The organism is Brooklawnia cerclae (genome assembly GCF_011758645.1).
GTDB classification, from domain to species: Bacteria; Actinomycetota; Actinomycetes; order Propionibacteriales; family Propionibacteriaceae; genus Brooklawnia; species Brooklawnia cerclae.
The window spans coordinates 403,505-427,988 of the sequence record NZ_JAAMOZ010000001.1; the positions used below are offsets into that span (position 1 = coordinate 403,505).

The 24,484-nt window shown below is 69.7% G+C and carries 23 protein-coding genes; 7 read left to right on the forward strand and 16 right to left on the reverse strand.

The genetic code is table 11. The features are described 5' to 3' along the window. Positions 1-4: 4 nt before the first annotated feature. From FB473_RS18555 to FB473_RS02005, 12 genes are all read right to left on the reverse strand, one after another. Positions 5-718: a PRC-barrel domain-containing protein gene (locus FB473_RS18555; RefSeq protein WP_208390404.1), complete on the reverse strand. Its 714-nt coding sequence runs from the start codon at positions 716-718 to the stop codon at positions 5-7. A gap of 89 nt (positions 719-807) precedes the next feature. Continuing rightward, the gene (locus FB473_RS01955; protein WP_167164334.1) at positions 808-1,200 is read right to left on the reverse strand and encodes a PRC-barrel domain-containing protein; all 393 of its coding nucleotides are present in this window, start codon (positions 1,198-1,200) and stop codon (positions 808-810) included. Between the two features lie 44 nt (positions 1,201-1,244). Next, positions 1,245-1,964 (reverse strand): ribulose-phosphate 3-epimerase, encoded by a 720-nt coding sequence (locus FB473_RS01960; protein WP_167164336.1) that lies wholly within the window; start codon positions 1,962-1,964, stop codon positions 1,245-1,247. A gap of 11 nt (positions 1,965-1,975) precedes the next feature. Beyond that, positions 1,976-2,746 carry a 5-deoxy-glucuronate isomerase gene (locus FB473_RS01965; RefSeq protein WP_167164338.1) on the reverse strand — a complete coding sequence of 257 codons (771 nt, stop codon included), beginning with the start codon at positions 2,744-2,746 and terminating at the stop codon, positions 1,976-1,978. A gap of 40 nt (positions 2,747-2,786) precedes the next feature. Further along, the gene (locus tag FB473_RS01970; RefSeq protein ID WP_167164340.1) at positions 2,787-3,938 is read right to left on the reverse strand and encodes a M24 family metallopeptidase; all 1,152 of its coding nucleotides are present in this window, start codon (positions 3,936-3,938) and stop codon (positions 2,787-2,789) included. Then, the gene (locus FB473_RS01975; RefSeq protein ID WP_167164342.1) at positions 3,935-4,960 is read right to left on the reverse strand and encodes a TRAP transporter substrate-binding protein; all 1,026 of its coding nucleotides are present in this window, start codon (positions 4,958-4,960) and stop codon (positions 3,935-3,937) included. Before FB473_RS01975 ends, FB473_RS01970 begins: the two co-directional genes overlap by 4 nt. 39 nt (positions 4,961-4,999) lie before the next feature. Further along, positions 5,000-6,607: an acyl CoA:acetate/3-ketoacid CoA transferase gene (locus FB473_RS01980; protein ID WP_167164344.1), complete on the reverse strand. Its 1,608-nt coding sequence runs from the start codon at positions 6,605-6,607 to the stop codon at positions 5,000-5,002. Continuing rightward, positions 6,604-7,359 carry an SDR family NAD(P)-dependent oxidoreductase gene (locus FB473_RS01985; protein ID WP_167164346.1) on the reverse strand — a complete coding sequence of 252 codons (756 nt, stop codon included), beginning with the start codon at positions 7,357-7,359 and terminating at the stop codon, positions 6,604-6,606. Before FB473_RS01985 ends, FB473_RS01980 begins: the two co-directional genes overlap by 4 nt. Continuing rightward, complete coding sequence (locus FB473_RS01990) at positions 7,356-8,138, reverse strand: enoyl-CoA hydratase/isomerase family protein (protein WP_243863664.1); 783 nt, start codon at positions 8,136-8,138, stop codon at positions 7,356-7,358. Before FB473_RS01990 ends, FB473_RS01985 begins: the two co-directional genes overlap by 4 nt. A gap of 74 nt (positions 8,139-8,212) precedes the next feature. Next, the gene (locus tag FB473_RS01995) at positions 8,213-9,262 is read right to left on the reverse strand and encodes a LacI family DNA-binding transcriptional regulator (protein WP_167164350.1); all 1,050 of its coding nucleotides are present in this window, start codon (positions 9,260-9,262) and stop codon (positions 8,213-8,215) included. A 34-nt stretch (positions 9,263-9,296) separates the two neighbouring features. Continuing rightward, positions 9,297-10,583, reverse strand: coding sequence for an MFS transporter (locus tag FB473_RS02000; RefSeq protein ID WP_167164352.1), 1,287 nt, complete (start codon positions 10,581-10,583; stop codon positions 9,297-9,299). A gap of 65 nt (positions 10,584-10,648) precedes the next feature. Further along, complete coding sequence (locus tag FB473_RS02005) at positions 10,649-10,906, reverse strand: PLD nuclease N-terminal domain-containing protein (protein WP_167164354.1); 258 nt, start codon at positions 10,904-10,906, stop codon at positions 10,649-10,651. 247 nt (positions 10,907-11,153) lie between these two features. Between FB473_RS02005 and FB473_RS02010 the strand changes: the two genes are divergently transcribed. The 5 genes from FB473_RS02010 (at position 11,154) to menD (ending at position 16,259) form a co-directional block, all read left to right on the forward strand. After that, a complete protein-coding gene (locus tag FB473_RS02010) occupies positions 11,154-11,531 on the forward strand; it encodes a Fe-only nitrogenase accessory AnfO family protein (RefSeq protein WP_167164356.1) in 378 nt (125 codons plus the stop codon). Positions 11,532-11,641: 110 nt separating this feature from the next. Further along, entirely contained in the window at positions 11,642-12,814 is a 1,173-nt protein-coding gene (locus FB473_RS02015; RefSeq protein WP_167164358.1) for an AMP-binding protein, read from the forward strand. Next, a complete protein-coding gene (locus FB473_RS02020; RefSeq protein ID WP_167164360.1) occupies positions 12,807-13,685 on the forward strand; it encodes a 1,4-dihydroxy-2-naphthoate polyprenyltransferase in 879 nt (292 codons plus the stop codon). The genes FB473_RS02015 and FB473_RS02020 overlap by 8 nt, the downstream gene beginning before the upstream one ends. A gap of 1 nt (position 13,686) precedes the next feature. After that, a complete protein-coding gene (locus FB473_RS02025; RefSeq protein ID WP_167164362.1) occupies positions 13,687-14,703 on the forward strand; it encodes an o-succinylbenzoate synthase in 1,017 nt (338 codons plus the stop codon). Continuing rightward, positions 14,700-16,259 (forward strand): 2-succinyl-5-enolpyruvyl-6-hydroxy-3-cyclohexene-1-carboxylic-acid synthase, encoded by a 1,560-nt coding sequence (gene menD / locus FB473_RS02030; RefSeq protein WP_167164364.1) that lies wholly within the window; start codon positions 14,700-14,702, stop codon positions 16,257-16,259. The genes FB473_RS02025 and menD overlap by 4 nt, the downstream gene beginning before the upstream one ends. Positions 16,260-16,398: 139 nt before the next feature. On the opposite strand, the gene FB473_RS02035 is transcribed toward menD, so the two are convergent. The 3 genes from FB473_RS02035 to FB473_RS02045 all read right to left on the reverse strand — a co-directional run bounded on the left by FB473_RS02035 (position 16,399) and on the right by FB473_RS02045 (position 19,978). Continuing rightward, complete coding sequence (locus tag FB473_RS02035) at positions 16,399-17,262, reverse strand: endonuclease domain-containing protein (RefSeq protein ID WP_167164366.1); 864 nt, start codon at positions 17,260-17,262, stop codon at positions 16,399-16,401. A gap of 233 nt (positions 17,263-17,495) precedes the next feature. Beyond that, the gene (locus FB473_RS18370; protein WP_341770004.1) at positions 17,496-19,289 is read right to left on the reverse strand and encodes a TM0106 family RecB-like putative nuclease; all 1,794 of its coding nucleotides are present in this window, start codon (positions 19,287-19,289) and stop codon (positions 17,496-17,498) included. Continuing rightward, positions 19,286-19,978, reverse strand: a complete 693-nt coding sequence (locus FB473_RS02045; protein ID WP_167164370.1) for a demethylmenaquinone methyltransferase — start codon at positions 19,976-19,978, stop codon at positions 19,286-19,288. The genes FB473_RS18370 and FB473_RS02045 overlap by 4 nt, the downstream gene beginning before the upstream one ends. A 556-nt stretch (positions 19,979-20,534) precedes the next feature. On the opposite strand from FB473_RS02045, the gene FB473_RS02050 reads away from it, so the two are divergent. Beyond that, a complete protein-coding gene (locus tag FB473_RS02050; RefSeq protein WP_208390405.1) occupies positions 20,535-21,224 on the forward strand; it encodes an ABC transporter ATP-binding protein in 690 nt (229 codons plus the stop codon). 68 nt (positions 21,225-21,292) lie between these two features. Next, positions 21,293-22,987, forward strand: a complete 1,695-nt coding sequence (locus tag FB473_RS02055; RefSeq protein WP_167164374.1) for a DUF6297 family protein — start codon at positions 21,293-21,295, stop codon at positions 22,985-22,987. Here FB473_RS02055 and FB473_RS02060 read toward each other — a convergent pair. Next, positions 22,984-24,231, reverse strand: a complete 1,248-nt coding sequence (locus FB473_RS02060; RefSeq protein WP_167164376.1) for a chorismate-binding protein — start codon at positions 24,229-24,231, stop codon at positions 22,984-22,986. The two genes, FB473_RS02055 and FB473_RS02060, sit on opposite strands and share 4 nt — an antisense overlap. Positions 24,232-24,484: the final 253 nt, after the last annotated feature.

Sequence of the window (24,484 nt, forward strand, 5' to 3'; positions counted from 1 at the left end):
GACCTCACTGCTGGACGGTGCCATCCTCGGGCCCGGGCTCGTCCGTCTCGGCGACGGTCGTGGGCTCGGGTGCCGCGGCGCCCGGGATGTGGGCCTCGGCCTCGGTGACGAAGCCGTCGGCGTCGCGGGCTCGTTCGGCTTTCCAGGCTTCGTCGTCGAGTCCGTAGTGGGTTTCGGGGTTGCCGACCGCCGGTGCACCCAGGGGCAGGTCGTCGTCGGTCTGCTCGACGGCATGCGTGAGAGCCACGTCCTCGGCCTCGGCGACGACGGGCTCGGACGGGATCTCGGGCGCGACCTGCGGGATCACAGGCGCCTCGGCCTCGGCGACCGGCGTCTCCGCAGCCGGCGGTACCTCGACCGGGGTCTCGGTGACCGGTGCTTCGGCGGAGGTCGGCTCCGGCGCGGTCACGGTGGTGAACCCGTAGTACTCGTAGAGTTGGGCCTCCTCGTCCGCGTCCAGGTGCTTGTCGGGGTCGACCCGCGGCGCTTCCTTCACCTTCGATTCGGTGAACGGCACCTTGATCTGGCCGTTGCCGACCACTGCGCGTTCCAGGGGAACGAAGGTCTCCTTGAGACCGAACCAGCCGGTCTTGACCGTCACCCAGCTGGGCTGTCCGGTCTGGTCGTCGAGATAGACCTGGCCAATGCTCCCGATCTTGTTGCCATCGACGTCGATGACATCGGAGTCGAACAGTTCTTCGTAGTTCGTGTCAGCCATGCTGGGGTTCCTTTCTGGCGCGGTGACAAGGACAACGCTATTGCCCGTAGCCCACGGGCGCGGAAGAAGCGCCGCAACTTGCCCATGGTTCATCCCTGAGGTGCATCGTCTCCGGTCGTGACTCCGTCTGGCGACGGAGCGGCTTGGTCGGGCCCCGGGGCACCCGAGCGCACCGAGAACTCGAGGCCGTAGTGCCGGTAGACACCGGCCTCCTCGGCCGGATCGAGGTGGCGGTCCGACGGCACCTGCGGGGCCTGCTTGATGATCTCGGCCGGGAACGGCACCCGGACGAGGCCCTCTCCGAGCATGGCTCCGGCCAGCGGGACGAAGACCTCGCGGGTGCCGAACAGACCCATGCGTGCGGTGACGTAGACCGGCTGGCCGGTGGCGTCGTCCAGGTAGACCTGCCCGACGGGGCCGACGCGGGCGCCCCCGGCGTCCACCACGGTGCTGGAGTACAGGTCGTCATGCGCTGCGGACATCGAGGCGCCCTTCCCGGTCGGCGTGTTTTGTTCCTCTCGTGAGGTTACCGCCTGCTGCCTCGGCGCAGCCGCTCAAGTGCCCCCGCGTCGTGCTCGTGCCCCGCCGCGGCCATCCGCGCGGTGAACCTTCCGACCCCCTGCGACAGCGTGAGGCCGGGGACGAAGACGGTGTAGACGTTCGTCACCAGCACCTCCGCACCGAGCGAGAGGCATTCCTCGGCGAGCTCGTCGTCGATCCCGCCGTCGATCTCGATGAGCGGGCTCACGCCTTCCTCCCGTGCCAACTCCGCGATCCGCGCGAGCCGCTCCAGCGAACCGGGCAGGAACCGCTGGCCCGCGAAGCCGGGCTCCACCGACATGAGGACGATGTAGTCGGCCAGGTGTACGAGGGGTTCGAGGGTCGTGATCGGCTGCGAGGGGTTGAGGACGACCCCCGCGCGCATCCCCGCGTCCTGAATCCGGGCGATCATGCGCCGTGCGAATCGGGTCGCGTCGGTCGGGAAGCTGACGGCGTCGCAGCCGAGAGCGGCCAGGCGGTCGACGTGGCCGGCCACGTCCTCCACCATCAGATGGGCGTCCACGACGAGGCCCGGATACCGGTGTTTGATCTCTTCCACCACAGACAAGGGAAAACACAGGTTCGGCACGTAGTGGCCGTCCATGATGTCGATGTGGACGATCTCGATGCCGGCGTCCACGAGTTCGGCGAGGTTGGCGCCGAGATCGAGAAGCGGGGAATTGGCCATGGACGGTGCGTTGAGCATGCGGGTCCTCCCTAGTCGAATGTCGTGCCGAAGCGCGGCTGGATGGTCAGGTCCATGAACTCGCGAGCCTCCTTGCGGCGCGAAGCCATGAAATAGGCGTAGGAGATCGGCCCCGCTGGGCAGCCGACGCTCGGGTGGTATCCGCCGGGGACCGACACGAGATGCCCCTCCTGGACGAGGGCCACGTTCGCCGGGCGGTCCATGCCCGGGCCGTCGTCGTACACCAACTGGACGCCGAAGGCGTCCCCCATGCCGAAGTAGACGTAGGTCTCCTCCCGCTGCTCGGCGTGCTCGTGCGGCGGCCATGCCGTCCACCCCCCGGGGCGTCCGGAGCACAACCCGACGAGCATGCGCTGGGAGTCGAAGCCGGCGTCGATCGCGTCCCAGACGTCGCGGCGGCTGCCGGTGGCCTGATCGCCGTAGACATGATGGCGGGCCGGGTCGGCGTCCACGTCGGCGAAGGCGATGTGCGCGAAGGAGGTGTCGCGATCACAGGGCACCCAGTAGCACATGACCGCACCGCCGTCGGTGCTCGTCAGGCCGAGCGTCGAGCGGCGTGGCACGTACACCATGTCGCGGGTCACGGCCGTTCCCCGCGTCGTGGAGCAGGCGAACGAGACGCTGCCCCGGATGACGATGGCGACCATCTCCTCCTCGCCGGTGGCCACGGACGTCACCTCCGCCCCCGGCTCGATCCGCTGGGCGGAGGTGAGTTCCTGCCCCAGGTCGCCGGGTTCCAGCCGGTCGCGTAACTGGTCGGGTAGCAGATGCACACTGTTCATAGGGTCGTCTCCTTTGTCGTCTGTTCGTTGTCTCTGGTGGTCACAGCGCGAGCACTCCCGGGCGTGGGCGATCGCCCACCCGTAGGGTCGGCCACTCGGTCGCCCCGGCCGCCGGCGAGAGGCGGCCGTCGTCACCGACGAGGTGAAGGTCCTCGATCTTCCAGCCGTCGGCGCTCGGGTTCCAGGCGAGGACCATTCCCGGTCGCAGGACGAGGTCGGGGTCGCGTCCGGCGATGACTTCGCGAGCGGCGAACCCGCCCAGCCCTCCCTGGTGGTGCTGCAGCCAGGTGTCGTCGGGGAACCCGTTGCGCCGGTATGCGGCCGCTCCGGTCCGTAGCGCCTGCGACAGCGAGACTCCGGGCAGGGAGGCGTCGAGGAAGGCCGCCTCCACGTCGAGCAGCCGGCGGTACGAGTCGTTCCCGGTGCGCGCCGGTCGGTCGAAGGTGACGTACCTCGTGACGCTGGTGAACAGGCCGCGCCGACGCGCGCCCACCGAGATCATGCAGCGGCCGTGGACGGGCACCGGCCGGGGCAGCGGATGCCGGTGCCGCACGAGATCGTCACCCGACCCCACGAGCAGCACGATCGGATCGATCCCACCGCTCACGAGTTCGCGGGCGACCAGACCGGCCACGTGGCTCTCGCTGACGCCGGGACGAAGCCCCCGCGCGATGCTCTCGACCACGGCCGTGACGGCATCGGTCAGCGCGGAGAGCTGCTGACGCTGGCGGGCGTCGAGCCGTCGGCGCAGCAGTGCGATGTGTTCGCCGAGGTCACGGAATCCGGGACGCGGCAGGTCGGCGCCCATACCGGCCCCGGCAGGGATCTCCGCCCACAGGTCCTGTTGCCAGCCGACGGTCCTGATCACCGGTGTGACCCGGCAGCCGGGATCGGTGAACTCGACATCGGCGAGCCGGGCAGCCTCGTTGACCGTCGTCCAGACCGTGAGGCTCGGATCGGCCGGCTCGCCCGACACAACGGCCAGCAGGCACGGCGGGGCTGTCGTCGAGACGTGCGTGCGGACGCCCAGCAGCCAGGCGAGGTTCCGGGAATCGCCCAGCACGACGCCGTCCACGCCGGTTCCCGCCATGAGGTCCCCCAGGCGGCGAAGGGGCGCCCGATCCGCGTCGCCCGGAGCGCCGGGGGTCGCCCGGGAAGCCCCGGCAGGGGCTCCCGGGCTGTCGGCGTTCACTCGGCGCGTTCCCGGAAGGCCTGGTAGAGCGCCTTCTGGGTCTCGGTGGTCAGCGCCGCCTCGGTCACCGGTTGGAGCACGGCGCGGAACGCGTCCGCGTCGACCTCGTTGTACTGGCTGCCGGCGGCCTTGGTCTGTTCCTCGGCATCGGCGACCGTGGCGTCCCACAGCTCGTTGAACTCGTCCACGGAAGCCGCGAACTCCTCCTGCCAGACCTCCTTGTCCTCGTCCGACCAGGAGTTGTAGACGTCGGCGTTCACGATCGTGAGGTCGGCGCCGATGAGGTGGTTGGTGTAGCTGTAGTACTTGGCCACCTCGTAGTGTTTCATCGTGATGTACGACACCTGGTTGTTCTCGGCGCCGTCGATGACACCGGTCTGCAGGGCGCCGTAGACCTCGCCGAACGACAGCGGGGACGCTGTGGCACCCATCGCCTCGATCATCTTGACCTGGGTGTCGGTCTCCTGCACGCGGATCTTCAGGCCCTTCATGTCGTCGGGCGTCACGATCGGCTGCTTGCTGTTGTAGACGCTACGTGCCCCCTGCGTGTACGCGCCGGTGATGACCATGTTGTGGCTGTCGGCGAGTGACATGTAGAGGTCGCCGACGAGGTCGGGATCGTTGAGGCAGTTCATCTGGTGCTCGACGCTGTCGAACACCAGGGGCAGGTCGAGCACCTGGAAGTCGGTGTTCAGGTTGACCAGCTGTGGCGCCGACAGGCTGGCCAGGTCGATGACCCCCTGTTCGAGCGACTGCATGCTCTCGGTCTGGGCACCGAGCACGGCGTTCGGATACACCTTGATGTTGATCCGCCCGTCGGTGCGCTCACGCATGCGGTCGGCCAGATGGGCGAGGGCTATGTAGTTCGGGTGCTGTTCGGTCTGGTTGATCGACAGCTTCAGCTCCTTGCCCGACGTGCCGCCGGAACTCGCCCCTGTGGAGCCGCCGTCGGCTCCGCAGGCGGCCATCGAACACAGCAGTGCGGCCATCGCGCCGCCCGCCAATATCTTCTTCAAGCTCATTACTGACTCCTTTGTTGGTGGATGAGCCCGATCGGTTTCCTATTGAGTTGTGAGACTGCGCCAGTCGTCCGGCAGGGGGTCGGGTCGCAGGATGCGGGCGTCCATCGGACGCAGGTCCGCGGCGACCTCCAGCTCCCATGCCATGAGTGACCGGATGTCGGCGTCGGCGTCGACGCCGGGGGCGACCTCGCAGAGCGTGAGCCCGGCGGAGGTGAGGCGGAAGACGGCCCGCTCGGTGACGTAGAGCACCCGCTGGCCGCGCTTCAGCGATTCGGACGCGGCGAAGCTGATCTGCTCGACCTCGGGGACGAACTTGCGGTGACGTCCCTCCTGCGTGATGGCGAGCGCTCCGTCTCCCGGCCTGGCGTCGAGGCCGCCGGAGGTGAACGTGCCGCAGAACACCACGGTGCGGGCGTTCTGCGAGATGTTCGCGAACCCGCCCAGCCCGATCAGCTTGTTGCCGAACTTCGACACGTTGACGTTGCCGTGCCGGTCGACCTGCGCGAAGCCCAGGAAGGCGATGTCGATGCCGCCGCCGTCGTAGAAGTCGAACTGCGAGGGCGCGTCGATCATCGCCTGGGGGTTCGTCGACGTGCCGAAGTCGATGCCCCGGGAGGGAACACCACCGATCAGGCCCTGCTCGATGGTGCAGGTGAAGCGATCGATCCAGCCCTGCTCGGCGGCCACGGCCGCCACACCGTCGGCGATCCCCACGCCGAGGTTGACCACGTCTGCGTCCCGGATCTCCTGGACGGCTCGCCGGGCGACGATCTTCCGCTCGTCGAAGGGCAGGGGGTCGAGGGACGACAGCACGACCCGCGTCTGGCCGCTCAGCGCGGGGTTGAACTCCGCGGAGTCCATCTGGCGCTGCTCGGGCACCACCACCACGATGTCGACGCAGATGCCGGGCACCAGGACCAGCTTGGGGTCGATGGCCCCGCGCTGGACGTACCGCTTCACCTGTGCGATCACCAGGCCCCCGCTGTTGCGGGTGGCCTGCGCGATGGCGAGGTTTTCGAGCCTGGCCCCCTCGTGTTCGAACGAGATGTTCCCGTCCTCGTCGGCCGCGGTGCCCCGGATGAAACAGACCGACGGGGGAACCGCCTTGTAGAACAGCCATTCTCGGCCGGCCAGGCTGACGAGCTCGACGAGTTCGGCGGGCGTCCGGTCGTTGAGGCGGCCACCCTGCCTGCGGGGGTCGCAGAAGGTGCCCAGCCCCACGTGGGTGATCACGCCCGGCCTGCCCGCGGCGACCTCGCGGAACATCTGGCTCACCACGCCCTGCGGGAAGTTGTACGCCTCGAACTCTCCGGCCACGGCCAGCTCGCACATGCCGGGGGCGTTGCCCCAGTTGCCGCCGACGACCCGCGCGTGCATGCCGTGGTGCGCGAGATGATCCATCCCCGAGCCCTTCCGGTCGCCGATACCGGTGGCGTGGAGCAACGTGAGCCCGTGGGGAGAGGCGGTGCGGACGAACCGCTCGCCCAAGGCCTTCAACAGGGCGCCGGGCTCGAGCAGGCCACCACCCGACCCGCCCACGGCGAGGACGTCGCCGTCACGCACCTGCGCGGCGGCGTCCTCGGGAGACATCAGGACGGGCCCGCCCCTGTGACGCCGGTCGTCGTCGTCCGCGGCTGCCGAGGTCATGCCATCACCCCGCCGCCGTTGGGATGCAGCACCTGGCCGTGCAGGTAGCTGGCCCCGGGAGAGGCGAGGAACACCACGCAGGACGCCACCTCCTCCGGGTCACCGAAGCGCTGGTCGACGAGGGTGGTCGTCCGCTCGTGGATGTAGGCCGGAGTGGCGTACGGCGCCACCAGGGGAGTGTTGATCGGCCCGGGAGCAACGGCGTTGACCCGGATCTCCGGGCCGAGCTCGCGGGCCATCGCGCGGGTGAGTCCGACGACGCCCGCCTTCGCCGCGCTGTAGGCGGCGTAGTCGTGCGCGCCTTTGAAAGCGAGCTGGGACGACATGTTGACCACCACGCCGTGCCCCTGTCGCCGCATGAGCGGGACGACGTGGCGGCTCACGATGAACGGTCCGTTGAGATCGACGTTGATGGTGCGGTACCACTGGTCGAAGTCCATGTCGGTGATCCGGCCGCTTTCCAGGTAGCCCGCGTTGTTGACCAGGATGTCGATCGCACCGAATCGCTCGTACACGTCGCCCGCGAGACGTTCGGCCTGCGCCCAGTCGGTGATGTCGGCCTCGAACGCCTCGGCGTCCGTGCCCGAGGCCCGCAGCTGTTCGACGCGCTCGCGTGCCTCATGGGCCTGACCCAGGTGGTGGATCGCGACACGGGTGCCGGCTTCGGCGAATGCCGTGACGATGGCGGCCCCGATGCCGCCGAGGGCGCCGGTCACCAGGACGACCTCGTCCGCGAACCTGACGGTGGTCATCGCCCCACCTCCGCCTTCTGGGCGTGCCGGGCCGCCCGGGCCGCCAGGAAAGCGGTCTTCCGCTCGTGCGAACCCTCCAGCAGGGCGCTGAGGCCCGCGAGCGCCGATTCGGTGGGGGCGTCCGACTCGAAGCCGGCCAGGACGAGCTTCGCGAGCGCGAGGGACGCGGGGTCGTTCGCGGCGATCCGCTCGGTCAGTGCGTCGGTCGCCGCGTCCAGCCGGTCGTCGTCCACCACGTCGTGGACGATGCCGAGCGCTGCGGCACGGTCGGCGCCGACGATCTCCGCGGTGAGCAGCATGCGGCGCGTCACCCCCAGGCCGGCGACGTCGACGAGGCGTGCGACGCCTCCCCAGCTGGGCAGGTTGCCGAGGCTGGGCTCGGGCATCCCCAGCCGGGCGTTGCGGGCGGCCACCCGGAGGTCACAGGCCAGCGCCAGTTCCAGGCCGCCACCCAGCACCGGGCCCTCCAGCACGGCGATCGTCGGGACCGGCAGCTCCGCGAGGCGGCGGAAGACCTCGCGTCCGCGCCGGGACTGAAGCTCGGCCCGGGCGGCGGGGATGTCCGTCCAGTCCTCGATGTCGGCGCCCGCGCAGAATGCGCCGCCCGCGCCCCGGAGCCTGACCACGCGCAGGCCCGGCGACGCCCGGAGTTCGTCCAGCCGCGAGCCCAGGTCCTCGATCATCGTCGCGGTGAGGGCGTTCTTCTTCGCCGGCCTGTCGAGGACGAGGTCCATGATCCCGTCGCCGCGTGATCGAACTGTGATGTCGCTGACGTGCATCGTCACTTCCAACCCTCCGTAGTTAAGCGCTTTCCTATGTTTGAAAGAACAATCATTGTTCCTGTTTCGGTATGTCAGTCGCAGCCGCAGGTGCGTCGTGTGACGAGCCTGGGCGGAATCACGGTCGATGTGGCGCCCGTGGCGTCCGGAGCCTCGCTGTCGTTCGCCTCGAACCGGCGCAGCAGGATGGTCGCCGCGGTCTGGCCGATCAACCGGGCGGACGCGTCGATGGTGGTCAGCTCGACGTTCGGCAGCCCCGCGACCCAGACGTTGTCGAACCCGACCACGGCGAGGTCGTCGGGGACGCGGATCCCGTTCCGGTTGCAGTGGTCGAGCACTCCCATGGCCATGAGGTCGTTGGCGACGAAGACCGCCGTGGGGGAGTGCTTCTCGAGGAGCCGCCGACAGGCGTCGGCGCCGTCGGCCATCGTCGGGTAGCGATTGTGCACTTCGAGGTCGATGTAGTCGAGCCCCGCCCTGGTGCAGGTGTCGCGATAGGCCTGGGCGCGCTGCTTGAACGAGTACGCGTCCTGAGGGCCCCCGATGTGGGCGATCCTGCGATGGCCGTGCTCGATCAGGTGCTGTGTGGCCATGGTCGCGCCGGCCACACTGTCGACCTGTACGCGGTCGATGTCGGTGCCGACCGACTCCCGGCTGACCAGCACGGTGTCGATTCCGGTACCCGCGATGCGGGCGAGGTCCTCGTCCCGCGGGGCTCGTCCGAGCACCATGCCCGCGACGCGTTGCTGCCGCATGGACGCCAGCACCGCCGACTCCCGCTCGGGCGAGTCGTTCGTGGTGGCCAGGCTCAGGGTGTAGCCCGCGGCCTCGGTGACGTCCTCGATGCCGGCGATCACCTCGGGGTAGTAGGGGTTCACGATGCTCGGCACCACGACCCCGATCATCTGGCTCCGCTGCTTGGCCAGCGCCCTGGCCGCGGCGTTCGGCAGGTAATCGAGCTCCGTGATCGCTTCGCGGATCCGGCGGCGCGTCCCCTCGGCGATGTAGTAGTCGCGGTTCGCCAGGTATTTCGACACGGTGGCGGTCGAGACGCCGGCGCGCCTGGCCACATCGTCGATGGTGACGCGCTGGTGAGCCGCCACGGTAGGAAACCGCTTTCCCATGGCCACGGATGCTAGCCCCACCAGAACCTGTGCGTCAACGGGGCGAGTCGTCGACCTCCTCGGTCAGCGTGCCGCGTTCGAGCCGCACCCAGCCCCGGGCGCCCGTGTCGAGGTGCAGGTGGAGGTCGTCGGTGCGCATGACGACGGCGGTGATGACGACCAGCGAGACCCCGACGGCGATCACGCCGAACAGAAGTGTCGACTGCGGGCCTGCGTGGTCGCCCAGCCAGCCGACCAGGGGAGCGATCAGCGGCGTGACGCCCATGATGACCAGCCCCCACAGCGCCATGACCCGTCCGCGCATCTGGGGTGACGTGCGCGACTGAATCATGGTGTTTCCCGTCACCAGGACGGTGATGGTGGCCAGCCCCACCGGAATCTGCAAGGCCGTGAAGAGGGCGAACGACGGCGAGAGTGCCGCCGCGAGGTTGAACACGGTGTAGCCCGCCATGCCGCCGAGGATGTAACGCAACCGGGGCTTGGCGCGTCCCGCCGCCCACAGCGCTGCCACGAGGGCCCCGACGCCCATCGCCGACCCGACGATGCCGTACTCACCGGGCCCCCGGCCGTAGAACTCCGTGGCCATCACGGCGTTGGAGATCTGGTAGTTGAAGCCGAGGCCGCCCACCGCCAGGCCCGTGGCGAGGATCACCAGCAGGTCGGGACGCCGCAACGCGTACCGGAACCCCTCACGCGTGCGTCCCCGGCCGGTCGCCACGGGTGCCGGGTGCAGCTCGTCCGCCCGCATCACGGCGAGCGCGATGAGCATCGCCAGGCACGCGAACGCCTCGACGACGATCGCCCACCCGGTGCCCACGACCGCTATGACCACGCCGCCGAGCCCCGGGCCCACGAGCCGTGCCATGTTGAAGCTCGCCGAGTTGAGGCCGATCGCGTTGGGAAGGCTACGGGCCGGCACCACCTCGCTGACGAACGACTGCCGAGCCGGGTTGTCGAAACTGAAGGCGATCCCGTCGTTGAGCGCCAGCAGATAGACCATCCACAGCTGCGCGTGCCCGGACAGGACGAGGGCCGCGAGGACCACCTGGTCGAGGGCGGTGATGACGTTGGTCACCAGCAGGATCCGGCGCTTGGGCAGACGGTCGGCGACCGAGCCCGCGAAGGGGGCGAGGACCAGCCCTGGTGCGAACATGATCGCGGTGACCAGGCCGAGCGCCGATGCACTGCCCTGGGTCAATTCCATCAGGACGAGCCACGACACTGCGGTACGGCCCATCCACGACCCGATGTTGCTGACGATCGCGCCGGTGAAGTAGATGCGGTAGTTGGGAATCGCGAGAGAACTGAAGATTGAACGCATGCCGTGGACACGGTACATGGCGGCGGTGGCCGGGCGCACCGCGCCTCACAGGAAACGCACAAAAACTACAACCTGCGCAGGAAATCCGGGTCGTCGTCCGGTGGCGCCGTCGGGCGAGCCGCTCCTGACGGATGCTGCGGGCGTGACAGCGGGCGCCCGAAGAGCAGCCATGCCAAAGGCCCGACCAGAGGTATCCCTATGACCACGACCGCCCAGAGCCACTTGGGCATGTAGCGCACGTCCAGTGTGCGCGCCTGGGCCACCTCGACCGTGCAGTACACGGTCAAGGCGATCAATACGATGATCGGAAGCACCCGCCCCATGCACCCATTCTAGACGCGTTCCCCGGCGGTGACGCCCGCCCCGGCGGGCGAACCCGTGCGATCGAACGACCGCGTGTCCGAATACAGAAATCGGTTGGCGACCGTCGCTCCGTGTGTAACATTCTTGTTAACGCATCCCCCGTCAACCGGGTGGATCCGGGGCGAGACACCCGCGAAGAGGCAGGTGAATCCCGGATTGCTCGTGGGTTGTGTCGCGATGCATCGGATCGATTCTCAGGAGCTACCAATGAAGATAGCGATGCTGCTGGACGCTGCCGGCCGGGCGACTCACCCCGAGGCCGACGGCACCCTATACGTCTACGAACGGCGGGGGAACGACTGGGTCGTCTCCTGCACCCGAGAGCACTTGGCCGCTGGTCGCGTCACGGTCATATCCATGCGCGGGTACCTGACCGGCATGTGTGACTGGTTGCGCGACAGCGGCTGTACCGTGCTCGCCGCTCAGGCCCCGCGGGGCTTCGGGCGTCTGGTCTTCGGCCGGAAGAACATCGACTACTGGCTCGTCGACGGTGAACCCAACAACTACCTGGACGAGATCGAGGACTGCTACCTGCGCAGGGAACAGGCGGCCGCAGCGGCTGCCCAGGCGGCCGCCACCAGCTAGTCGCTCGTGACACTCAGCGCCGGCATCCAGCCCGTGGCACCTCTGCTGAGGAGCCGCGGGCTGGACGCTGTCATGGTGCGAGCCACCGCACGGCGTCCTACGATGTGACGATGGCCGAACGACGACACGTGCGCGTCTGTCACCCGGACGACGTCGCATCCCTGCTGCCCGAGGCCCTGGCCGGGGAGTTCGTGCTGGCGCCGGTCGCCGACGACGCGGCGCTGGGTGCGGTACGGCCCGACGAGCCGGTGACAGAGCCCGATGCGGCGCTCATCGTCACCACCTCCGGGTCGACCGGACGACCGAAAGGCGTCGTCCTGTCGGCGTCGGCGATCCGCGCGGCGGCCGCCTCGTTCCGCACCCGGTATGGGGCCTTCACCTGGACGCTGGCGTTGCCCGCCCAGTATGTCGCCGGGGTCATGGTCGTGGCCCGCGGCCTGCTCGATCTGCAATGGGGTGGCCAGGGCGTCCGCCAGATCGGCCGGCATCTCACGGGACTCGAGCAGGTCGGCGCCGAGCCCGGATCAGGACGCAACGCGATCTCCATCGTCCCGACGCAACTCGTGCGCGCGCTGGCCGACACCACCCTGACCGCTGCTCTGGCGCGATTCGACGCGGTGCTGGTGGGAGGCGCGGCGATGTCCCCCGAGGTACTCGATCGCGCCCGGGACGCGGGCATCGTGGTACTGACGAGCTACGGCATGAGCGAGACCTGCGGGGGCTGCGTCTTCGACGGCGTCCCGCTGCCCGGTGTCGACGTGACGCTCGGCGAGCGCGGACGCATCGCACTGGGCGGGCCGATGGTCTTCTCCGGCTATCGCGGAGACCCGGAGACGACATCGTCCACGCTTGTCGGGGGCTCGGTGGTGACCAACGACCGGGGCGAATGGCGTGAGGACGGGCACGGCCCACGGCGGCTGGCCGTGCTGGGGCGGTTCGACGACGTGGTGATCAGCGGCGGCGTCAACGTCGACCTGGCGGCGGTGCAGCGCGCGGTCGACACCGTCGGGAGGGACGCGGCGGTCGTGGACGCCGAGGACGCAGAATGGGGCGCCCGGATCGTGCTGGCCACCACCGACGCGGCCGTGGATCTCGATTGGTGGCGGCAGACCCTGCGCACGACCCTGCAGCCCGCGGCGCTGCCCCGTCAGGTCATCGTCTTCGACGAACTGCCACGCACCGCGTCCGGGAAACTCGATCGCCGCGCCCTGCGAACCCTGGTGGCAAGATGGGGCGGCGGGCGCGCCGTGCGGGCGTCCGGTCAGGAGGTCGTAGGTGGCTAGTCTCGCGGAATGGGTCGAGGGAGCCCGGCTCAGGACGCTCAACGCGGCCATCGCGCCGGTGTTCGCCGGGAGCGCGATCGCGGTGCACGAGGACGCGTTCAGCCCGGTCCGTGCGCTGCTGGCGCTCGTCGTCGCGCTCGCCCTGCAGGTGGGCGTCAACTACGCCAACGACTACTCCGACGGCGTGCGAGGAACCGACGAGGTGCGCGTGGGGCCGCAGCGCCTGGTCGGGTCCGGGGCCGCGGAGCCGGCCGCCGTCAAGCGGGCGGCCTTCATCTGTTTCGGGATCGCCGCAGTGGCCGGGCTCGTCCTGGTGGCCCTCAGCGGCCTGTGGTGGCTGCTCGCCGTGGGGGTGGCGAGCATCCTCGCCGCCTGGTACTACACCGGCGGGCGGAACCCGTACGGCTACCGGGGACTCGGCGAGGTGTTCTGCTTCGTCTTCTTCGGCCTCGTCGCGGTCGCGGGCACGACCATCGTCCAAGTGCTCGGGGTGCCGGGGCCGACCTGGTTCGCGGCGAGCGCCATGGGTGCCCTGGCGTGTGCGGTGCTGGTCTGCAACAACCTGCGCGATCTCCCGACCGATCGGCAGTCGGGCAAACGAACCCTCGAGACGATGCTCGGTGACGGGCGGAGCCGCGCCTTCTATGCGGTGCTTGCCGTCGTCGCGACGGCATGCGTCGTGGCGACCGCTGCGACCACCACCTGGTGGGCACTCCTCGGTCTGGGCGGGCTCGTCTTCCTGGTCCCGGCCGCCCGGCACGTGCTCTCGGGCGGGACGGGCATGGCCTTGGTGCGCACCCTGAAGCTGACCGGGTTCGCCGAGCTGGCCGCGGCGGTCGGTCTCTACGCCGGCATGCTGATCGGGGCCTGACATGGCCGTTCGGGAGTTCGACGAGGCCGTCGCCTATTCGATCGGCCTGCGCACCCGCTTCCGCGGTATCGACGTGCGTGAAGGCATGCTGTTGCGGAGCGGCGAGCAATGGGCCGAGTGGAGCCCCTTCACCGAGTACGACGACGCCGAGGCCGCGACCTGGCTGCGGGCGAGCCTCGCCGAGGACGATCCCGTGCCGCTGCGCACGCGGGTGCCCGTCAATGTCACGGTGCCCGTGGTCACCCCCGACGTGGCTCGCCGGCTCGTCGAGGACTCGCGATGCCGCACGGCCAAGGTGAAGGTGGCCGATCCGCGGTCGTCCCTGGAGGACGACCTGCACCGCCTGGAGGCCGTGCGCCGGGCCCTGGGCCCGGATGGCGCGCTCCGGGTCGACGCCAACGGCGCATGGAGCGTGGGCGAGGCACTCGTCGCGTTGCGGGCGATGGAACGGTTCGGCCTCCAGTACGCCGAGCAGCCCTGCCGCACGGTGGAGGAACTGGCCGAACTGCGGCGAAGGCTGCGCGCCGAGCACGTGGCGGTGCCGGTGGCGGCCGACGAGTCGATCCGGCGATCCGGTGACCCGATGCGCGTCGCCGAACTCGGCGCCGCCGACGTCGTCGTGCTGAAGGTCCAGCCCCTCGGCGGCTGGCGGGCATGCCTCGAACTCGTCGCCGCACTCGGCCTACCCGCCGTGATCAGCTCCGCGCTCGAAACCTCGCTCGGCATCTGGGCGGGGCTGCGGACCGCGGCGGCACTCCCGTCGTCGTCCGGCCCGGGCGGATCGGTGCCGGCCTGCGGGCTCGACACGGTTCGGCTGTTCACCGGCGACGCCATCGCCGAGCCGCTGATCTCCCAGGACGGGGAGATCAGCGTCGGCGAACGGCCCGTCCCCGACACGGCCGCACTCGCTCGGGTGCGGGCGGATGCCGACCGGCAGCGATGGTGGCGCGAACGGCTCGAACGGTGCCTGCGGATCCTGGACGTACCCAGGCGCGATGCGAGCGGGGGGACGCGATGAGTTCGGCCCGGCTCGGGGCCGTGGTGGCGGCCGCGCTCGCGGCGGCGGGGGTGCGCGAGGTCGTCGTCTGCCCTGGATCGCGAAACACACCGTTGGCAGTCGCGCTGGCCCGCTCCGAAGCCGCGGGACGCCTGCGCGTCCACACGCGTACCGACGAGCGATCGGGTGGCTTCCTCGCCCTCGGCCTGGCGCGCGCGGCGGGCATCGCGGCCGTCGTCGTCACCTCGGGCACCGCCGTCGGCAACCTCATGCCCGCTGTGATGGAGGCACGAGCAGCGGGGGTGCCGCTGGTGGTGCTCACCGCCGACCGCCCGGCGACCCTCGTGGGCAGCGGAGCGAACCAGACCGCCGATCAGCGAGGCATCTTCGGTGTCCAGGTGGTGGCTGACGTGCAGTTGACGAGCACAGACGCTTCCCCGAAGGCATGGTCTGCGGCGATGAGGCGGGCGATCGGCGCCGCGCTGGGCGTCCGCACCCGCAACCCCGGCCCCGTACAGGTCAACCTGGCATTCACCGAGCCCTTCGTCCACGACGGCCCGTCGGAGGACGTGGAGATTCCGCCGTGGCTCATCGCGGCATCGCGGCCGGCCGATCCGGTGGTGCTTCCGGCAGGCCCGCGCACCGTCGTCCTCGCGGGGGACGCGTCGTCCGCGGTGGGGCGCCGGGCCCGGGATGCGGCCGAGACCGCCGGGGTGCCGTTGCTCGCCGAGCCGTCCAGCAACGCGCGGGGCGGGCCCTGCGCGGTGCCGCGGTATCGCGAGGTGCTCGACGGGCCGCTCGGGACACAGATCGAACGGGTCGTCCTGTTCGGGCATCCCACCTTGTCGCGGCCGGTGACACGGCTGCTGGGCCGCGAGGATGTGGAGTTGGTCGTCGTGGCCGACCGTGCGTGGTGGCCCGACCCCGGTTTCGCCGCCGACCTGGTCGTCGACGGCGTGCTGCCCGAGCCCGGTGGGGACGCGGGCTGGCTGGGGGAGTGGCTCGCCTCAGGCGCCGCACGATCGACCGGACCGGGCGAGGCTCCGATCACCGGGCCCGAACTCGCCGCGGCCGTCGTGGCGGCCGCCGAGGGAAACCTGGTGTTCGGCTCGTCCAACCCCATCCGCGACGCCGATCTCGCTCCCGTCCGTCCGGACGACGGCCCTGTTTGCTGGGCGAATCGAGGCCTGTCCGGCATCGACGGGGTGATCTCGACCGGCGCGGGCATCGCCCTGGGCACCGGCCGGCCGACCACGGTGCTGCTCGGCGACCTCGGCTTCCTTCACGACCTCGGGAGCCTGCACGTGCCCGCCCGCGACATCGTCCCCGACCTGCGCGTCGTCGTGGCCGACGACGACGGCGGGAGCATCTTCCGCACACTGGAGATCGCCGAGGACGCGCCTGACCTGCTGGAACGCGTGTTCCTCATGCCGCACGGACGAGACCTCGCCGCGCTCGCGGCGGGTTTCGGCTGGCCGGCGCACCGGATCTCGTCGCGGGAAGAGCTGTGGGCTCGCCTGGCCGAGCCGGTGCGCGGGATCGAGGTACTCGTCGTCGGCATCGATCGCACCCGTTGAGACGGTGGCGGCCCCCGGCGACTCGGCTCGCCGCCCGGCCGTGACACAGTTCCTCCAAACTTCGTCTCCGAGCCCGGCGTCGAGATGAACGTGCTTGTGAACGCAATCCCTCGACCTGAGCCCGCAAATTTGAAGGAACTCAGTCACGCCACCGGCCAGGAACCACGGCGCGGGTCTGCGCGATCACCAACCGTGACTCGTTCCAGATCATGCGCGGGGTGACGTGGAGCACCGCCCACCCATCGGCCACGAATGAGTTGTGACGGTCACGGTCCGACTCGAAACTGCCCGGGCCGTCGTGATGGCTCCGACCATCCACCTCCACGATCACCCGGGCGTGTCGGAAGGCGACGTCCGGAATGAACCTCCGGCCGCCGCAGATCATCGGTTGATTGCCGACCCATCCGGTGATCCCGGCCGACCTGTACAGCTGATGCAGGTCGAGTTCGGGCACCGACCACGGGTTGCCCGATGCGGCGAGGAGGCATTCGGCGCGGGACGAGACCCCGTGGCGCCAGGGCAGGGTGGCGTCGGCCCAGGACAAGGACTCGAGGCTTACGGATCCGGTTCGCAAACCGTGGCACAGCGCGTCCCAGCGTCCCATCGCCGCCATGTCGAGCACGGTCAGCGCGGGGTTGGTCGCCTGCCCTGCCTCCCAGGCGACTCTCAGGTCGTACGGCACGCTCACCTGGTGCAATCGCACACCGTCGGGAACCAGTCGGGTGTTGGCCCCGGCGAGATCGATCGCATCCACAGGGCAGTCACGCCAGAAGGTCACGAGTGCCGCAGCCGGGCCCATCAGGACGTGTCCGGGCTGCCAGGCCAACGCTGCGCGGGCGCGGATTCCCGGGTCCGCCGACAGGTTCGAGGCGACAAGCACCCCCGGGAAGAGTCGCACCAGTTCTCCCGCCGCGATGGCGCGTGCGAACTGGTTGCGAAGATGCCGATGCTCGCGGGTCACTATGATCCCGCGACCCTGTTCCAGTGCCGATTCGATGGACATGCCCAGATCGTGGGTGTCTCGGGCCCGCTTGCACCAAAATCGGCCCGCCTGTGGATGAGCGCGCGTGACTGAGTTCCTTCAATTTATGTCAGCGTCGGCCTGCCGTCAGCATCTCCCGTAGTCGTGGTGATCCGATGACCCTTGTGGAGGCCAGCCGGGCGTGTTTGAAGGAAGCTGGTCACGGGCGGCAGCGGTGACCTTGCGGCTCGGCCGCACGGGACGGGCAGAAGACCTCAGTCCTGTTCCCGCAGCCAGTCCCGCAGGGCGGCGGTGGCGCGGACGTCGTCCTCGTTGTAGTCGAGGACGCGCCGGCGTGCCTCCTCGCGGGCGTGCTCGTCCGCGCCGTGCACCGCATCGACGAACCAGCGCTGCGAGTTGAGCCCGCCGGGGCTGTCGTCGCGCCAGCTGAACCCCGCCACCTTGTTGGCGACCACCTTGAGGCTCAGCCCGTGGGCGCCGAAGAAGTTCTCCCTGACGACGGTGAACAGGTCGACGTGGCGATGCGTGGTGGCCGTCAGCGCCTGCCGCAGCACCTCGTCGTGACCGGCACCGGCCAGCTTGGCCAGATGGATGATCTCGTAGTCGGAGTAGTGGAACACGGTGGCGTCCGGATGATCGGCCAGCACCTGGGTGAGCCACTCCATGGCCTGCCTGGCAAGACCGATCTCCCGCTCGTCGTCCAGATCCTCGAAGCGGACGAAGGGACGGTAAGTTCCCCCGTCGAGCGGGTTGGAGCGGTCGCGGACGAGGAAACCCCACAGATAGACGCGGTCGTTCGACGAGGTCTCGATGTCGAGGTCGATCTCGAAGTCACCGTCGGGCAGGTTGAGCGGGTCGGACGACGTACGTTCGAGCTCGACTCCCTGGGCCATCATGTGGGCGCGCCGGGCCGCCAGCTTCAGGCGCTCCTCGGCGCCCGGCCGGTGCATGACCTCGGGCAGGTACCGGGGCAACAGGGCGTCGAGGTCGGCGTCCACCAGATCGTGGACGCTGCGAACGCCCAGGCTGCGCAGCACGCTGATCTCGCGCACGTCGAGCGGCGACTTGTTGATACGCAGGGACAGGTCGTCGTCCCCGAGCGCGGGCTGGCAGACCGACCACCAGTGGCACGACTCGCACTCACGGATGACGATCGGGGCGACCATCGGGCGGGGGTCGTCGGACGCGCCGGTGCGTCGGCGGGCGACCTCGGCCACCTTGACGCGGAAGCTGAACTCGTGGTCGTAACGCTCCAGCGGCGAACGGGCACGCCAGCCGTCCGGCGCGGTACGCGAGAAGGTGCGGATCTGCTTGCGGGTGAGGGGCACCCATGCGATCGCCAGGGTGCCCTGGCCGGCTCGCGGAGCGGACATGGCAAGGACGTTCTCCTCGTAGTCCGAGGTCGTCGGGGTGAGAAGGTCGGTGCCGACGAGCCCTGCCAGGGGTTCGCCGCCGGCCTGCCACTGGCATGCCTCGAGCAGCCGCCAGAAGTGGGCGACGTACAGTTGGTCCTCCTCGCGTCCCGTGCGCAGCCGGGCGTCCACCACGTTGAGGGATGAGCCCGGCACCGGTCGTCCCACGGGGCTGCACCGCAGCAGACCCGGCCGATGATGCCGTTCGAGCATGCGCCGCGCCCGCACCTGGACGGGCACGTAACCGGGGCTGCCGTCGTCCCGGTCCTGGCCCCTGACGAGCACGGCGGGGCTTCCACGCCGATGCCCCTGGCGGTCGACGGGCAGGCGGGGCCCGATGATCACCGGTGCCCCGGTCCGGACGGCCTCGCGGGTCTCGGCCTCGGCGACGGTCCAGTCCTCCTCCGCGAGCAGGCGCAGATCGACCGCTCCGGGAACCGCCGCGAGCATCGCCAGGACGCGGTCGACGAAGGCGCGTCCCCCGAAGAGTTCGTGCTGCAGGTCGCTGCTTCCCCGCATGCCGACAGCCGAGGCGCCCTCGGGCAGCCGCACGGTGGAGTCGTGATGGTTCTGGACCTTCACCGGGCAGCGGATGGCCGCGTAAGCATCGAGGACGATGTCATCGTCGCAACTCACGGCGCCCATCCGCGGTGGATCGCCACGATGCCGCCCGTGAGGTTCTTCCACTGGACGCGGCGCCAGCCGGCCTCCAGCATCAGGCCCGCGAGCGTGGGCTGGTCGGGCCAGGCGAGGATCGACTCGACGAGGTAGTCGTAGGCGGGGGCGTTGGTGGACGCGCTCTCGAACGCCGGGAGCACGTGCTGCAGATACCAGTCGTAGGTCTTGCGGAACGGGCCCCACACCGGGGTGCTGAACTCGGCGATCACGACGCGGCCGCCGGGCCTGGTCACTCGCAGGAGTTCCGCGAGCGCCGCCCGTGTGTCCTGCACATTGCGCAGGCCGTAGCTGATGGTGACGGCGTCGAAGCTCGCGTCCCGGTAGGGCAGTGCCAGCCCGTCACCCGCCACGAACGACAGATCGGGGTAGCGGGCGCGTCCGGTGGACAGCATGCCCAGCGACAGATCTGTCGGAAAGGGAACGGCGCCCGCGTCCGCCAGGGGCCGCGACGACGTGCCCGTACCCGCTGCGAGGTCGCAGATGAGCTCGCCGGGGGCGGGATTGATCGCGCGGGTCACCGCACGCCGCCACAGACGCACCTGACCGGCCGTCATGAGGTCGTTCATCAGGTCGTAGCGCCGGGCGACGTCGTCGAACATGGCGGCGACGTCGGTGGGCGACTTGTTGAGGTCCGCTCGGGTTGGCACCCCCCTACCTTGCCACAGGACTGTCACGATGAAGGCAGGTGGTTGGATCGCACACGCCCGGCGACCGTGTTAACCTGCTGGTGACCGCGTGGAGAACCGGGTGCAAATCCCGGGCTGACCCGCAACCGTGACCGGCCTGTCGCCGGGAGCCGGACCGAGACGTGGCCGCAGGAACTCACCGTCTCGCCGCGGACAAGCGAGTGTGGGGCACCCCGGTTCGGGATCCCCGGCTCTGGCGTCGCGGCTGGACCGACCGGAAGGGAAAGCCATGTGTGCGTCCCGTAATCACTGCGTGCCGGTCGTGTTCCCCCTGGTCTCCCGCACCGGGCTCGGGACGTCGTCCACGGACGCCCCGAGCTCTCGACCCGGAACAGCGATGCCATGCTCCCGTGCATCCGGTCAGGGTCACGTCCCACGGTAGCGGGAAGAAGCGGGGTCCGGCACGCCCGGGCGGCTCTCCTCCCAGATCCGTCCCCTCGGCGAAATGTCCGGGCCCCGCTTCACCTTTCGTCGGCGACGGGAGGCGGGTTCGACGACTGTTGGCCGACCGGCCACAATGGGAATCATGGCCAGACGCGCGACGATCCTCAAGGTGACCGACCTCATGAAGAAGTACGGTGACCACGTCATCGTCGACCACTTCAATCTCACTGTCGGTGAGGGGGAGGCGATCGCGCTCACCGGGCGCAACGGCTCCGGCAAATCCACGGTGCTCCGTTGCATCATCGGAGCGGACAAGCCGAGCGAGGGCCTCGTCGAGGTGTTCGGCAAGAAGGTCAGCGAGACCGATCCGCAGTTCCGTCGCGATGTCGCGACCGTTGTGGACGACCTGGACTTCTTCCCCGACCTGTCGGTGGTGGAGCACCTCGATCTGCTCGCGCGGGCTCACGGCATGGCCGAGCCCGACGAACTGGTGGACGAGGTGCTCGAGGAGGTGCAACTGGTCGCGCAGTCCGGGCAGTTGCCCGGGACGCTGTCGAGCGGCCAGCGACGTCGCCTCGCCCTGGCCACGGCACTCGTCCGGCCCAAGAAACTACTGGTGATGGACGAGCCCGAGCAGCGCCTCGACGTCGAGGGCGTGGCTTGGCTCGGCGCACGCCTCAAGCACGAGATGAGCAAGGGGCTGGCCATCATCATGGCAAGCCACGAGCCCACCCTGGTCAACGCGCTCGGCGCCCGGATCGTCCGGCTCGGCCAGGCGAGTGCCGCCAACGAGTCGCAGATCGAGCCGGAGTACCAGCTGTGAGCGGTTCCAGCAAGCGGCGCCGCAGGCGTTCGGCGGCCAGGCCGCAGCCGTCGGCCGAGCAGGGGGCTGTGGCTGAGGTCATCGCGGTCGAGCGCCCCGAGGTCGTCTGGGAACCGGAGCGTCCGTTCGCCGACGTGGAGGAGTTCGAGGCGGGCGAGGCGGACGAGCGCCTGTTGAGGCTGCTCATGAAGGACTGGCGCAAGGGACGCGCCACCCGCAGCGTGTGGGACATGATCACCGACAGCTACGTCACGATCTTCTCGCTGGTCGTCATCGTCGCGATGTTCGCCAGCGGCGTCATGTCGGTGCAGCGGTCGACCGCGGGATGCTCCACCGCAGGCTGTACGACGGCGCGCGGGCTGGTCCCGTGGCTGCTCTACGCGGGGGCGGTGCTCGTGGCACTGACGGTCTCGCGCATCTTCGGGCCGGTCATCGCGTCGGCGGCCGAGGGATTCTGGTTGCTGGATGCGCCCGTGCGCCGTGCGAAGCTGCTGAACCGGCGGCTGTGGCTCGTGCTCGTCGTCGCCTTCCTGGCCGCCGTGCTCGCCGGTGGGCTCGTCGTCTCGCTGATCGGCATGGCCACCGAGGCGGTCCTCGTGTGGACGGCTGCCTTCGGTCTCGCCGCCGCGGCGGCGACCGCGTTCGCGGCCAGGGCACAGTCCGCCGAGCGGACGCTTCCCCTGGCCATCGCCCAGGGGATCGCCGCGGCAGTGTGCACGATCGTCCTGATGGCTATGGTCGCGGTCTCCTACGGCTGGCTCCAGGTGATGGTCGATCCGGTCGTGACCGAAGAACTGGGCATCATCGCGCTCGCCGTGGCGCTGGTCGGGCTGATCGGAGCCGTGGCCGCAGCCCGGATGGGGCTCGGCCAGACCCGTCGCGCCCGGCTGGTCAGTGGAGGCGATCTGCTCAGCGGTATGCAGGGCGCTGCCTTCGCGCTCGACTTCGGGCTGATGCGCGACATCCTGGTCGAACGACGCTGGGTCGAGCGGGGGTTCGTCCACCCCACGCGGGGGCGCGGCACCGGTCGCCAGACGCTCATCTGGCGCGACGTCGAGCGCCTGGTCCGCAGCCCCCGCAGTGTGCTCGTCCTGCTGGTGAGTGCGCTGGTGCCCTACGCGCTGCTGTCGCTGGGGCTCGGGAACTTCACTCCGGCCATCGCGGCGATCGTCCTCATGTTCGTGATGGTTCCGTTCTTCGACTCGCTGCGCGTCCTCAACAGGACCAAGGGGCTCGCCCGCGCGTTCCCGTTGTCGACCTCGGAGATCAACGGGGCGCTCACGACGGTGCCCGCGGCGCTGGCGATCGTCTGGGCGTTCGCCGCCGCTCCGGCGTTCGTGGTCATCGGGCAGGAAACCGTCGGGCTCGAGCAGTTGGGCGTCGGTCTCGCACAGAGCTTCGTGACCGCCGCAGCCGGCTATGTGGCCGCCATCCGGTGGGTGAGCGCGAAGTCTGCCGACTACTCCTCGCCCATGGTCGCCACCGGCATGGGTGCCCTGCCGCCCGGGCTGGCGTTCAACCTGGTGCGCGGGTTCGACGTCATCGCACTGATCAGCCTGCCGTTGATCGTCGGCTGGTCGCCGCTGGTGTCGATCGCGATCGCGGCCGTCTGTTACTTCGTCCTGCGTTCGGGTGGCATCAACACTCAAGACCTCATGGAGCGCAACGAGGAGGCCCAGAAAGAACTGGCCACCATGCGCTCCGGGCAGGCCAAGCCTCGCGAGAAGATCGTCGTCGAACGCAGCCGGCGGCGTACCACCTAGTCGAGGCCGCGAAGAGCGGCTTTCATCGGAACCATCTTGGCCTCGGTCTCGACCAGTTCCGCCCATGGATCGGAGCGCTCGACGACGCCGACGCCCGCGAACAGGCGCATGCGCGTGGGGTCGGCGGGGTCCAGCTGGCCGCAGCGCAGTGCGATGGCCCATTCGCCGTCGCCCTGGGCATCGACCCAGCCGACCGGCCCGGCGAAGCGTCCGCGGTCGAGATGCTCCAGGTCGCGGATGAGCTGTCGTGCCACGTCGGTCGACACCCCGCACACGGCCGCCGACGGGTGGGCGGCCTGGGCCAGCGCGAGCGTGCTGAGCCACGGCTGTGAGATGCCGCAGATGTCGGTGGCGAGGTGGAGCACGTTGGGCAGGGTCAGCACGTAGGGCGACTCCGGGACGTGCATGCCGCTGAGGTATTCGCCGAGGGACTGGCGGACGGACATCACGGCCAGCCGGTGCTCGTCGAGGTCCTTGGTGGACGAGATGAGCCGCGCGGCCTGCTGGGCGTCGTCCACCCCCTCGACCCGGGGGATCGTGCCGGCCAGCACACGCGAGCAGGTGAGGCCTTCCTCGCGGCGGACGAGCATCTCGGGGGTGGAGCCCACGAAGCCGTCGACCAGGTAGTTCCAGCACGATCCGTAGGCGGACGCGAGCCATCGCAGCGTCGAGCGGGGGTCGATCGGGCCGTCGGCCTGGGCCACCACGTCGCGTGCGAGGACGACCTTGCTGGCCTCACCGGCCCGGATGTGGTCGGTGACCTGACGCAGGTTGGCCATCCAGTCCTGCTCGGACAAGGAACCGGGAAGGAACTGGAGCTTGCCGGGGGCCGCCGGAGGCTCGTAGCGATCAGGGGGTTCGGGGCTGACCCGGTCGAAACCGATCTGGGTGAGCCATGCCTGCCCGCCCCGGCGTCCGATCACGGTCTTCGGGACGATGAGCAGCGAGGTCGAGCGCGTGTTGTCGGGGTCGAAACAGAACGTGCCGATCGCCAGCGGGCCCGTGCCGAACCGTCCGGGCATCTCGGACTCGTTCTCGATCGTCCCCGAGAACTCCGCCCACCATTCCTCGGCGGCACACATCGAATCGGTCTCGAAGCGGGCCACCTGACCGATGGCCACGAAGCCCTCGTTCCCGTGGAGGAACGCCGCGTCGCCGGGGCCGATGTAGTCCGTGAGTGGGCCGGGATCATCGATGCGGACGGTTGCCGCATGCAGTCGGGATGATCCTGGATTGACGATCACTCCACGAGGCTACCTGAAATGTGCTTGCCCGCCGAAACTCGGCCGGACGGGCCACCAGATGGGCGAAGATCTGGCGTCTCCCGGCGCGCGAGAGAGGTCTCTGGATTGTCCTTTTGTGTTAACGCAGTGTTTCATCTTCGTCTGCCGGCCGTACCTGGTTGGTCTGCTAGACCTTGTGGCGGTTGCAGGGGGAGTGTCCGTTGAGAGGCGGAGGTTGGGCGGCCTGTGCGCGAGGTGTGCGCACGGCAAACGT